The organism is Erysipelatoclostridium sp. DFI.2.3, from assembly GCF_019132535.1.
In the GTDB taxonomy this organism is placed as follows: domain Bacteria; phylum Bacillota_I; class Bacilli_A; order Erysipelotrichales; family Erysipelotrichaceae; genus Clostridium_AQ; species Clostridium_AQ innocuum.
In genome coordinates this window covers 1-12,410 of the sequence record NZ_JAHOOJ010000025.1, presented here as the reverse complement: position 1 = coordinate 12,410, position 12,410 = coordinate 1, and the positions used below count along the sequence as shown (strand labels likewise).

Below are 12,410 nucleotides of genomic sequence, written 5' to 3'. Positions count from 1 at the left end.
CAGGATGCAAACAGAAAAACAGCAGGTATATCACTGCCGGGGAATCGTAAAACAACTTAACGCCTATATCAAAGCGGATAAGCTTTTGATTCTTTGTGAATCCGATGTACCGGCGGAAATAAAAAAGGACATCACAGCGCAATTTCCTGAAGCTGCATGCTATACTGTTCCCGGTACAGCACATATCAAGACCTTTGATAATCTGGAGGCAATCGTCCGATTCCTGTATCAAAGCGGATGTCAAAAGGAAAGCAGCCTGCTGATTATAGGGAATCAGCAACTAAAAGAGCTGGGAGGCTTTATAGCATCCGCTTACTGCTGCGGTATAGCCTATCTGTATGTACCCCTCACAGGAAACGCCGCACTGCATGCTGCATCCCATTTCTGCGGTGTGGATTTAATGGGGATTCCGGATGTATTGCAAAGCTGCCATGAACCGCGTATGGTATTTCTGGATGAAGATATTTTTGAGTCTGAGCACAATGCTGCTTAAGGCTGCCTTGCGACTGCTTGTCGGAGGCTTTTTTTTGTAAATCTTAAGATAAAAACACAAAGTTATGTTTACGCTGAGATTTGCGGAAAGAAATTGTAAAAACCTTATAAATAAGGACTTTCTGGGCGTTTTATAAGCTGGAATCTATGATAGAATAACGGTAGACAATACAGCAGTGCAAGCAGGAGTGGATACGATATGAAGCAAAAACTGTCATGGATTCTGGAAGGCTTTTTTCTAATACTTTTACTGTTGGTAACGATTCTGATTTATGTTCCAAAACAGAGCGAGCATCTTCTGCATATCCGGATGATACAGGTTACCGGTAAAAACAAGGAAAAAGCGATCGAACAGGATTCTCTCATCTTTGTAAAGACCTTCAAAGATAACGAGGAACCAAAAAATAACACGCTGATCAGCTTTCGGGCAGAGCGGTTTGGGGAATTGGTTATCTTAACGCATATGTTTGTGAAAAGTGAAGTTCGAAATCAGGAAACCTTTTACATTACGCAGGCCCCTGACAGCAGCTATTATGATACCTATGAAACCAGACATGAGGATCTGGTAGGCTCCTATCTCTTTCATATGAAGTATATGGGCAGGGTGTATGAATTTCTGCAAAGCAGCTATGGAAAAATCACGTATGCCGTGGTGCTGGGCGTTTGTATACTGAGCACCATGCTGCTGTTGATAAAGGGTGTGCTGCGGGAGCGAAAAGGAAAAGCGGGTATAGAGGTATCTGCGAAAAAGAATGCTTTGGATCCTGATCAACGCTTCGTGGATGAAAAGAAAGAGGATACGCGCGGGCAGGAAGTGAAGCCAGATGCAGAGAAGCCGCTGCTAAAGACTCCAAAGGAAGATATTTCAAGACAGGCAAAGGGAACAGAAGATAAGACTGCGAAAGCCAAACAGCAGGCAGCTACCGACAGTATTTTACAAGAAGCAGGCACGGCTTCAAAACAGCAGATTCCGAAACAGACCGGAAAGCAGCGCTTACGCAAGCGCCATGCACTGAAAACAGCACCGGTGGAACAAAGGAAAGCGGCTGATGATGAGGAGCTGCTGCCGATTGTGTACAAGCAGAAGCATCAGAAGCCGGCAGGCCCAACGAAAATCCAGCAGGAAATCCAGGAGCACCCGGATGCACAGGGGAAGCATGTACAGAAATCAGAGATTACGCAGGAGTCTCTGGTTCAGCATACATCCTCTGGAAAATCAAAGCCAGAACAAACGATTGATCTGCGAGAGGGGGGAGCTACATTTACACAGGCTGAGCTACAGGATATACTGATTGCAATCAATACAAACGAAGAGGAATCGGATCAGGATACCGCTACGGCAAGTCCTGCGTAAGCTGTCAAAGAAAAAAAAGAGCAGTACCAACTAAATGAGCATCCGGTAATCGATACACCGCATCATGTCGTTCCACAGGTTGTACGGTATCCGAAGGATACGCAAAAGGATATAGAGGGACTGTATAACTCCGGTGCGACAAAATTCGAAAAGAAAATACCAAATGCCAATCAACTGCATATTCAGGCAATCGGTATTCTGGAACCGATAGTAACCAGTATACAGGAAACACTGCAAGAAGGACAATGTCCTGTGGTAGAAGAAAATCCGGAGGAAACAGAAGATCCATTCAGCGATCCAGACGAAGTAATGATGGAAAATGATGAAATTGCAGAGAAGGAACCTCATGAAGAACAGGTAACAGCAAATGATGTTTACACTGCGGATGCCGGTGTAGATAAGGAACTGCTGGAGGAAGTCCGAAAAGAGGTGCAGGAGCTGCTGCACGGTGTGAAAGCACCACAGCGGGTAGAAGCAGAACAACAGGAATATCCGGACTTCAACAGAAAATATGATATCAACAAGAGCAGGCAGACGGATGAGCAGGAGGAAATGCCTGAACCTGAGGAAATAGAAAAACCAAAGGTGGAAGAAGCACCAATTGTGGAAACGCAGGAAGAACAGGGAATCCTTTTAAAAGATATGGAATTTGATTGCAGCAGCAGATTTGCTGTATTAACCGGCAGAGTAATCAATAAAACACCTGTTCCTGTACGGTATATTAAAGCGGAAATTGAATTGTATGATGATTTCCGTAATGTGATAAAGACAATGAAATGGTATCTTTGCGGCAGAGATTTTTTACAGCCGGAAGAAACAAGAGAATTTTCCTATACAGCTTATGAAGTATATGGTGTTTATGATTACAAAATCCGGATATTGAACTGGAAGCAGAAATGATTTCATTGTGCAAACTGTGTGAATTCTTTCCTGTAAGGAGTATAATAGGCAGGTAAGGATGTGATATATATGGATAAAAAACAGTTCCATGAACGTATTCAGTATTTTGTAAAGCAGAGAGTACGCGATGAAGGTACGATAAATTCCATGATGGATATGGAGCTGGTAACCGCGGATTTTCATACAAAAAGTGTGGTTCTGGCTTTTCCGGTGAAAGACTGGCAAATGAATCCGGCGGAAAATCTGCATGGAGGCATCATTGCGACAGCACTGGATATTACGATGGGATGTATATCGTATGTGAGCGGGAATGCAGTGTTTACACCAACGATACAAATGGCTGTTAACTATGTTGGCGGTGTGAGCAGTGGCGATACGCTGCTGGTGGAAGGAATTTGTGATCATGCAGGAAGCAGAATGTCACAGACCAGAGCTATTGCACGCTCAAAGAAAAGCGGCAAGGTGGTCGCAACAGCGAATGGTTCCTATATTATGAATACAAAACAATAATTTTACAGAAAAAGGCAGAATCTGCATACGTAGAAATCTGTCTTTTATGTTATCATAATAATGAGCATAAATGTCCACAATTAGGGAGAATGAGAGATGAAAAACCAACAATTACGCTACTTCGTTGAAGTGGTCGACAGTGGAAGCATCAACAAGGCTTCGGAGAAGCTGTTTGTCAGCCAGCCAAGTCTGAGCAGAAGTATACAGTCATTAGAGTAAGAAATGGGGAAAGAGCTGATTATCCGCAGCAATAACGGAGTTACGCTGACACCGACCGGTAGACTGATGTACTATTATGCACAGTCAATCCTCTCGCAGTTTCAGGTGCTGGAGCGTTTAAAGGATGTCAGTGAGGTAAAGCTGTATAGCAAGCTGACGGTATCCGTGGATTCTGTATTCCTACGGGATGATTTGATTTTACAATTTTACAAGCATATGAAATCAGCAACTACAGAGATTCATATGGTAGAAACAACGGCGGAGCAGGTGTTGGCCAATGTCAGTGAAATGAAGTCGGAAATCGGAATCACGATTCTAAATGATTATCAATTGAGTATTTATCGTAAGATGGCGGATGCCAAGGAAATTGAATTGAATATTCTTGGAAAAGGACCGCTGTACGTTCATATCAACGAGAAGAATCTGGATGAGCTGGTGGAGGAGAAGGAGGCAAGGGATTTTCTGGATTTCACACTGATTCATCTGCCATATGATTTTTTCTCGAATCTGAATATGTCGTTGACAATGGATGGTGTGCAGCTGAGCAGCTTTAAGAAAACGATCACAATGAGCAACTACCATGCGATTATCAACATGCTGAATCATACGGATGCCTTTATGCTGGGGAATAAATGGCAGATTGAGGAATTAAAGCATTCACATATCCACAGCATGCGCATCAGAAACTGTGATATTCAAAAGTATTTTGTTATCATCCGAAGAAAGCGCGAAGTGCTGAGCGAAGCAGGAAAGGTGTTTCTTAATATTATTCATGAAACCTATGCAGATATGTAGCTATACCTAAAATGCATAACCGGCTTGCGGGTTATTGGTATTATACAAAGTTTCCCAAAAGGATTACAATAATAGTGTAAAAGGTAACAAAAAATATTACCTATTCTTAAAACCATTGAAAAGGAGAACAATTATATGAAAAAGAGTACACTATTATCGTTATTAACAGCAGGTGCTGTTATCGCTACATCCGCAGGAACATTCGCTGCATGGGATCAGACAAAAGGTACTGCAACATCAGAGGTGTTGAATTTCCGTGCAGGAGTTACGACAACAGTTACTGCAGCGAATTTTACTGAAACAAATGCAGTAATAGGAGAAGATCCAAAGTTCACATCAACACCTACAATAGAAGTAAAGAACATACCAGATAGTGTTGATCCAACTGCTTATAATATCAAGGTTTCGGCATATGCTTTTGATACAGTTGCACATGCTAATGATGCAGCTAAAGTTTCAGATCCGTCTACTTCTACGGGATACTTATCATCGGTTACTACCACAGTTACAGATTCGGAGAAAAAGCTTTCTGAGGCCACCAATGGCAAGATAACACCGACAATTACTGCAACTACTACAAATGATACTGAAAATACAGCTGGTACTGCAACAACTGCTTACATCTTAGTTGTTGCGGAATTAACTCCTGATAACAGCGCAGCTTAGAATATTAGAATCAGCCGTCATTCGACGGCTTTTTTAAAAAAATCTTTTCACCCCTCCAAAAATCTTATAAAATATAGAAGATGAGGAAAGTAGGATCGCATATGAGAAACGTAATCAAGCGCATTGCAAATATTGTGTTTGTGGTTGTTGTGTTATTACTGGCAGCCTATACTTTTCTTATGGCAAAATATCCGGAGGAAACAGCACAGATTACAGGCTATCGCCTATATGCTGTACTAACGGACAGTATGGAGCCCCGTATTCCCACCTTCTCGCTTGTGTGTACGAAGGTACTTGATCCTGAAGAACCACTGCATTTGAAAAAAGGTGATATCATTACCTTTAAAGCAGACCGCTTTGGTGACGATATTCTATTAACACATCATTTTAATAAAACAGAAAAAGATTTCCAGGGAAATACCATATACCGCACCAATGCAGAGGGTAAGGATAACCTGGACATGTATAAGACACTGCGCAAGGATATTGTTGGAACCTATGTGTTTCATATCCCCTTTATCGGTAAAATCTTTCTCTTTCTGAAAAGCAAATTCGGTATTTTGTTATATGCAGAGCTTGCCGTAATCTGGCTGTTCAATAAGACCATACGCACAAGATGGGCAGAGAAAGAGCAGGTACTGAAAAAACAGAAAACACTCTATGTGGATGCAGTGGAATTTGAGGAGTTGGAGGGACATTGCGTTTTGAATGGGGAGCTGCATAATGATACCAAATTTGCAGTGCGTTTTGTAAAAGCGGAAATTCAGCTGTATGATGAACAAAGGAACCTGATAAAAACTGATAAATGGTTCTTAACCGGAAAGGACAGCATTCCTGCAGGAACTCATCAGCAATTCAACTATACTATTTATGATGTAAAGGATGCTAGATACTACAAAATTCATATCCTGAGCTATAAAAAATAAGAAACCGGTCATACTCTAAATGACTGGTTTTTTTTGGGAGGATATGGCTATGAAAAGAGATATGGTATATATAAGAATCGCGACTGCGCTGTCTGTGCTGTTGATTACGTTTTCAATGTTTCGCTTATGGGAGAACAGTATCGCGCTGAAAGAGGGGATACGGGTCACAACCGATGCCTTGCATATGGAAATGAAGCAGAAGCTAAACAGCATTCTGACCTACAAGGGCACAACCTGTGTTCATGTGGAGGGTGATACTGCCAATCTTGAAAATACATATCTGGATATGAAGGTAACGGCATATGATACACAAACCAAACAGGATGTCAGTGACACACTGGATACGAAAATATACGACACCGGCATGCAGCTGAAGGGGGCACATCCCATCGTTATCATCATGCAGGGAGATGCTGACAGGCTGAATGACAGGGAAATCATGATCCAGCTCACTGCACAGCTGGAACAGGCAAACTTTTAATGCGTACCATACGATAACAGAGAAACAAACCATAATTTTTCAGGTGAAATCTATATTCAATTTCCTTCTTTTGGAGTACAATGGTTACTAGTGATGATTGAAGGAGGAACTTATGACGGTAATAGAGAAACTGAAACAATTAAGAACATTGATGAATGAAAGAAATATGGACGTATACATGATTCCAACATCCGATTTTCATGAAACGGAATATGTCGGAGAGCATTTTAAGGCGAGAAGCTTTATGTCCGGCTTTACCGGTTCGGCAGGAACACTGATCGTATGCAGGGACTGTGCTGCCCTATGGACAGATGGAAGGTATTTCATTCAGGCGGCAAATCAGCTGAAGGACAGCACGATTGATTTGATGAAGCAGGGAGAGGAAGGCGTGCCTGAGATTCCTGCATATATCCGTGAGCATATGAGGGAAAACGGTGTGTTTGGCTTTGACGGACGTGTCATGAACACCAGACTTGTACATGACATTATGGAGGAGCTGAAGGACAAGGATGTTACTATTTCCGCACAGGAAGACCTTGTCGGTATGATCTGGAAGGACCGTCCGCCGCTGCCTACGAAAAAAGGCTTCTTTCTGGAAGAGGCATACAGTGGAAAAAGCACAAAGGATAAGCTGGCGGATATCCGTACAGTAATGCAGGAACAAAACGCAACACATCACATCGTAACCTCTCTGGATGATATCGCATGGATGATGAATATGCGCGGCTGGGATATCAGCTGTTTCCCTGTCATGCTGTGTTATCTGGTAATCACCCACAATGAAAATCATATCTTTATTGATGAGAATAAGCTGGATGAGCAGATGCTTGCGAACTTCAGGGAAAATGCTGTAGCGGTACATGCATATGATGATATTTATGCGTTTGTGAAAACCATTCCGGCAGATGCGTGCGTTATGCTGAATACAGGTGTTGTAAACTATGCAATCACACAGAATCTGAAGAAGGAGATTCGCATCATAGACTGTCCGAATCCTTCTCAGCTGATGAAGGCAAGAAAAAATGAAATCGAGCTGGAGAATAATCGCAAGGCGCATATCAAGGATGCTGTTGCCATGACGAAATTCATGTACTGGCTAAAGAATAACATCGGCAAGGAAACAATTACGGAAATCAGTGCCAGTGATTATCTGGAAAGTCTGCGTCGAAAACAGGAACACAATCTGGGGTTGAGCTTTTCTACAATTTCCGCATACAAGGAGCATGCCGCAATGATGCATTACAGTGCCAGTGAGGAAACCAATGTCGAGCTGAAGCCGGAGGGGATGCTGCTGGTTGACAGTGGAGGACAGTATCTGGAGGGCACAACAGATATCACCAGAACCTTTGTCCTCGGACCGATCTCCGATGAAATCCGTACACACTATACATGTGCACTGCGTGGCATGATTCAGCTGAGCAGGGCAAAATTTCTTGAAGGCTGCCGCGGTATGAATCTGGATATTCTCGCAAGAGGTCCGTTATGGGAAATGGGAATTGATTATAAATGCGGAACAGGGCACGGTGTTGGTCATCTGATGAATGTACACGAGGGGCCAAACGGCTTCCGCTGGAAAGTGGTACCGGAAAGAAATGACAGCTGTGTTCTGGAGGAGGGGATGACCCAGTCCAATGAGCCCGGTGTTTATGTGGAAGGCTCCCATGGTATCCGGCATGAAAATGAGCTGGTGGTACGCAGAGGTGAGAAAAACGAATATGGACAGTTCATGTATTTTGAAACGATCACATTCGTACCATTTGATCTGGACGGGCTAGATGTTGATCTGATGACGCGCTATGATATTGCGTGGCTGAATGCATATCACAAAGAGGTGTATGACAAGGTTTCTCCTTATCTGAATGAAGCGGAAAAGGAATGGCTGAAATACGCAACCAGAGAAATTTAATAAACAGGACAGGGCGGTCGCTCTGTCTTTTTGATGTCAGGAAGCTTTTTGGATGTGGTAGCGGAACAGGAGCACTGATATCGTATTGCTGGCGCTATTATAGAATGGAACAATCATCCTTCCTGTGTTTTGTTATTGCAATATGCCCGCTTACAGGTATAATGTTACATATGGTGATATTATGAAATCTATATTGGTGGAGCTTACCTGTCCCCGCTGCTTTTACAAAACACATAAAAAGAGTGAAACCTTGATCATGCCGGAGATGGAGCCGCAGTTTCGGAAGGAGCTGCTGGAGGGGGTATTCTTTAAAAAAGCCTGCCCAAGCTGTGGAAAAATCAATACCTTTCTCCATACGATGATATATGTTGATAAAAAGCATCGCTTTGTGTTGCTGGTTAAGCCAAAAAGTGATTTGACAGATAAGGACTTTTCTATTTTTCAGTCTGAAAAAAATTGTATCCGCCGCTACCTTTGCGATCCGTCGCAGGTCGCAGAGAAAATCAGAATGCTGGAGGATAAGCTGGATGATCGGGCGATGGAGCTTCTGAAATTAAAAATCATTCTGCGGGAGAAGAAAAAGGGAAGGCTGCCGAAGAATGTTGTCTATCAGGATCAGGAGACAGATACGATCTGGTTTCATGTACAGCATGATGAAGAAGAGGATGTGATTGGAATATGGAAGACATCCTATGATGCAATCTGTTCGAAATTGCCGCCGCAAAAGAATCAGTTTGAGGAAATTGACAGTTACTGGGCAGTAGATTATCTGAAACAGTCGAACGAAAGTCATTGAGTAATATAGGGAACTGGCATATAATAAGGGAAATGATGAGGGACTCTATATGAATCATATTTCAGATACAACAGATATCGGCATTACCTTCCAGATGACACTGGATGCCTTTCTGGATGAAACACATCCGGTAAAGGATACAAATCAGAATACGTATCGCGACGCACTGAAAAAGCTGGAGGAAGCCAATCACTGCCGCAGCTCGCAAAAGAAACAGACGATTGCAAGAGAAGCGCTGGGGATTTGCACAGACTGTATCGAGGCTTACCTAGTGCTGGGAATCAATGAACAGAATATGTACAGAAAGCTCGGTATGCTGAAAGAGGGCATGGAGCTGGCAACTATGAATCTGGGAAAGGATTTTTTTCTGCGGGATGCATCTGATTTTTTTGAATTTGATGAAGCAAAGCCGTTGTTTCATATCAAGTTCGCTTATGCGGCATCTTTGTACGAGGCCGGATATATGAGGAAGGCGCAAAGACAGTTTCAGGAGATTTTAAATCTGAATCCCGAGGATCTGTTTCAGGTGCGGCACTATCTCATGAGCATTGCGTTGTATTTTGAGGAGCTGGAGTCCTGCAGAGAGCTGCTTGATAAATATCGAAGGAATGATGCGTTTTGCTGTTTTATTCGATTTCTTTATCTTATGAAGGAGGAGGATTTTGAACAGGCAAAGCAGATGATTTCGCTACTGAAGGAAAAGAACAGCTTTCTATATGATATATTGACATACAGAAGCATGAATGCAGTTGTAACACAGGGGCTTCCCCTGGAAGGCAGTCTGGAGGAAGCCGGTTATATATACCGTATCATTTCCAAGGTTGTACAGCCGATGGAGTATTTGCATATCTTTCTGGTAAAAAATGAAGCGAATGGTTAAAACAAGACTGCGAACGTATATTGGCATCCAGGTGGGTGCTTTTTTTACAGAGAGGCAGAAAACTAGCTTTTCACTTCTTTTATGACGTAGAGATTTTATAGAATTTTCTGTATTTCCGACAGGATTTATGCTACACTGTAAATACAAAAAAAGGAGAGGTCGGTCTATGAGAAACTATATAAATAATACATTGCATTCACATGGTATTCATCCGCAAAAGCCCCGGCCTTTCGGTAGCTCAACCGCTTGCTAGAAGCGTTTTTTCTTATGCTTTCATTCCTTCTTTACAATTATTAAGTAGCTTACAGCAGCTGAACACCGCTTGTCGGCGGTAATGACTGCCTTGTTTTTGTTGCATCCGTTCCTGCGTATGATACGAAACAGCAGATACTTCTATTTGCTAATAAAAACAACAGCAGAACAAGAGCACCACCAGATCATATCCTTGAAGTACAGATAGCAATAGGAGAAAGAAAGGATATGATTATGACAACAAAAATGAAAACAGAAGCAGCATCTATGATTAGCTGCTATGATCATAAAAAGAAATATGACATGTACTGTAAAAAGCTATTATCAAACAAGCAGATTCTCGCCTATGTGATGAAGGGCTGTGTTCCGGAATACGCAGATACTCCATTGGAGGACATACCGTCCTATATCGAAATGTCTTCCATAAACACAGCAGACTGTGAATATATCGATGATCATCAGGTTGAGGTCACGGATGAAGCTATACCGGGGGCACAGATCAAATACGATATTCAGTTCGAGGCGACAATCCCCATGAAGCAGAAGGAAGCCGATAAGAGCACACCTGCGGATAAGAAAGTTCGCATGATCATCAATCTGGAAAGCCAGGCAAAGGATGATCCAGGTTATCCTCTGATCAAGCGTGCTTTGTATTATTGCAGTAGATTGATGGCAAAGCAGAAGCATCCAAAGAACGGATTTCAGCATTCGGATTATGACAGGATCAAAAAGGTCTGTTCCATCTGGATCTGTATCGGACATAACAATCAAAAGAATGATGTCATTAACACCTATAGGATACAGGAAACATGTGAAACAAAGATATGGCATGCCGCAAAGGAGGACTATGATTTGCTCACAGCAGTCATGGTGTATCCGAAGAAGGAAGGCATACGAAAAGCGCAAGATATTCCGAATGCGGTAGAGCAGCAGGATGAGAACAAGCAGAGACTGCTGGAGCTGTTAAAGATTTTGTTTATAAAAAATCTCGTTATAGAGGATAAAAAGGAACAATTACAGAAGACGTATGGTATACTAATGGAGAAGGAGATAGATCAGGAGGTTATGGATATGTGCAACTTTAGCGATTTCATTGAACAAAGAGGGATTGAAAAGGGTTTGGAGCAAGGACTGAAAAAAGGCTTATTACAGGGAAAAGCGGAAGGCAAAGTGGAAGCAACACTACTCCATGTAAAAAAACTGATGCAAAGTATCAACGTCAGTGCGGTCGATGCTATGAATATGCTGGATGTTGAAGATGATATTCGACCTGCGATTTTGCAATCTCTACAACTATCCTAAAAAGCTATACCCACAATATTTTAAAGGGCTGTTTCATCACAGCTCTTTTTCTGCATACATTACAGAAGCGATAAGAGGCATTAGCTAACCTTTAATGATCATCGATTTACTATCTTTTTGACGATAATCTGTGAAAAGCTATAGTAAAGAAGTAAGAATGTGACATTTATGTGATTTTAACTTCCAAATATTGGAAATTACCTCTATAATATATGAGTAGCATTACTAGAGAGTGAAGTTAAAGGCAGGGATATATATGAATGTTAGTAGAGATAGATTATCAGTTATCGGTAAACTGATTGGCATTTACAGAGAAGAACGGCGGATGAATACACAAAATAGTTTTACTCTGAAGAAATTTTGTGATGGTATTTGCAGTATAAATACATTAAAGAGTATAGAGGCTGGCGGACTGAGCAGATCCGAGGATGTTTATATTGAATTGTTGGATAAGCTGGATTTGAAATTTGGTGAGTTTCCTGTTATAGATGAGGCTTTGAGAAAAGTGATATCAAATTTATATGATGCAATAGAGTATTATGATAGTGAATTAATTGATGTTTTAACCATCAAAATAATTAATATTCTTAACAAGGTTACTGATTTTGTATTTTATTCTGAAATAGCAGTTTTAATTGAATCAGTAAGGAATTATTATGTAAATGATGAATATATTGATTATAAGACAGCTAATCGTTTGATAATGATGCTGCCTGTATTAGGACATTTATTTTCAGATTTAATTAAAGTGCTTGTTTTCAGTAAAATGAAAAACGAATCTGTGTGTGATAAAGTCACATATAAAGGCTATCCAAATTTTTTAGGGGTTTTCGCCAGAAATTTGGGGGTCAACTTTGGGGGAGAGAAAAAATAAAGGCTAAAAATTAAGACCCCTAAAGTTAAAATCAAGAGAATCAGTGAAAAAACATTC

At 41.5% G+C, this 12,410-nt stretch carries 14 protein-coding genes; all 14 read left to right on the top strand.

Features of this window, described 5'->3' with window-relative positions:
* The first annotated feature begins 4 nt into the window (after positions 1-4).
* The 14 genes from KSZ58_RS18900 to KSZ58_RS18840 all read left to right on the top strand — a co-directional run bounded on the left by KSZ58_RS18900 (position 5) and on the right by KSZ58_RS18840 (position 12,353).
* Positions 5-493, top strand: a complete 489-nt coding sequence (locus tag KSZ58_RS18900) for a hypothetical protein (protein ID WP_008818882.1) — start codon at positions 5-7, stop codon at positions 491-493.
* 198 nt (positions 494-691) lie between these two features.
* A complete protein-coding gene (locus tag KSZ58_RS18895) occupies positions 692-1,846 on the top strand; it encodes a hypothetical protein (RefSeq protein WP_008818883.1) in 1,155 nt (384 codons plus the stop codon).
* Positions 1,847-2,098: 252 nt separating this feature from the next.
* A complete protein-coding gene (locus KSZ58_RS18890) occupies positions 2,099-2,746 on the top strand; it encodes a hypothetical protein (RefSeq protein WP_009270909.1) in 648 nt (215 codons plus the stop codon).
* Between the two features lie 69 nt (positions 2,747-2,815).
* Positions 2,816-3,256: a PaaI family thioesterase gene (locus KSZ58_RS18885; RefSeq protein ID WP_008818885.1), complete on the top strand. Its 441-nt coding sequence runs from the start codon at positions 2,816-2,818 to the stop codon at positions 3,254-3,256.
* Between the two features lie 96 nt (positions 3,257-3,352).
* Positions 3,353-3,475, top strand: coding sequence for a LysR family transcriptional regulator (locus tag KSZ58_RS22930; RefSeq protein WP_009270908.1), 123 nt, complete (start codon positions 3,353-3,355; stop codon positions 3,473-3,475).
* 3 nt (positions 3,476-3,478) lie between these two features.
* The gene (locus tag KSZ58_RS18880) at positions 3,479-4,270 is read left to right on the top strand and encodes a LysR substrate-binding domain-containing protein (RefSeq protein WP_009270907.1); all 792 of its coding nucleotides are present in this window, start codon (positions 3,479-3,481) and stop codon (positions 4,268-4,270) included.
* 135 nt (positions 4,271-4,405) lie between these two features.
* Entirely contained in the window at positions 4,406-4,936 is a 531-nt protein-coding gene (locus KSZ58_RS18875) for a hypothetical protein (protein ID WP_008818888.1), read from the top strand.
* 101 nt (positions 4,937-5,037) lie between these two features.
* On the top strand, positions 5,038-5,862 hold the full coding sequence (locus KSZ58_RS18870; RefSeq protein WP_008818889.1) for a signal peptidase I: 825 nt from the start codon (positions 5,038-5,040) through the stop codon (positions 5,860-5,862).
* 49 nt (positions 5,863-5,911) lie between these two features.
* A complete protein-coding gene (locus tag KSZ58_RS18865; protein ID WP_008818890.1) occupies positions 5,912-6,343 on the top strand; it encodes a hypothetical protein in 432 nt (143 codons plus the stop codon).
* Between the two features lie 112 nt (positions 6,344-6,455).
* Entirely contained in the window at positions 6,456-8,249 is a 1,794-nt protein-coding gene (locus tag KSZ58_RS18860; RefSeq protein ID WP_008818891.1) for an aminopeptidase P family protein, read from the top strand.
* Positions 8,250-8,430: 181 nt separating this feature from the next.
* Positions 8,431-9,045, top strand: a complete 615-nt coding sequence (locus KSZ58_RS18855; protein ID WP_009588567.1) for a CpXC domain-containing protein — start codon at positions 8,431-8,433, stop codon at positions 9,043-9,045.
* Between the two features lie 49 nt (positions 9,046-9,094).
* Positions 9,095-9,925 (top strand): hypothetical protein, encoded by an 831-nt coding sequence (locus KSZ58_RS18850; protein WP_008818893.1) that lies wholly within the window; start codon positions 9,095-9,097, stop codon positions 9,923-9,925.
* Between the two features lie 480 nt (positions 9,926-10,405).
* Positions 10,406-11,479, top strand: coding sequence for a hypothetical protein (locus KSZ58_RS18845; protein ID WP_009270906.1), 1,074 nt, complete (start codon positions 10,406-10,408; stop codon positions 11,477-11,479).
* 256 nt (positions 11,480-11,735) lie between these two features.
* Positions 11,736-12,353 (top strand): hypothetical protein, encoded by a 618-nt coding sequence (locus tag KSZ58_RS18840; protein WP_254884735.1) that lies wholly within the window; start codon positions 11,736-11,738, stop codon positions 12,351-12,353.
* The last annotated feature ends 57 nt before the right edge of the window (positions 12,354-12,410 follow it).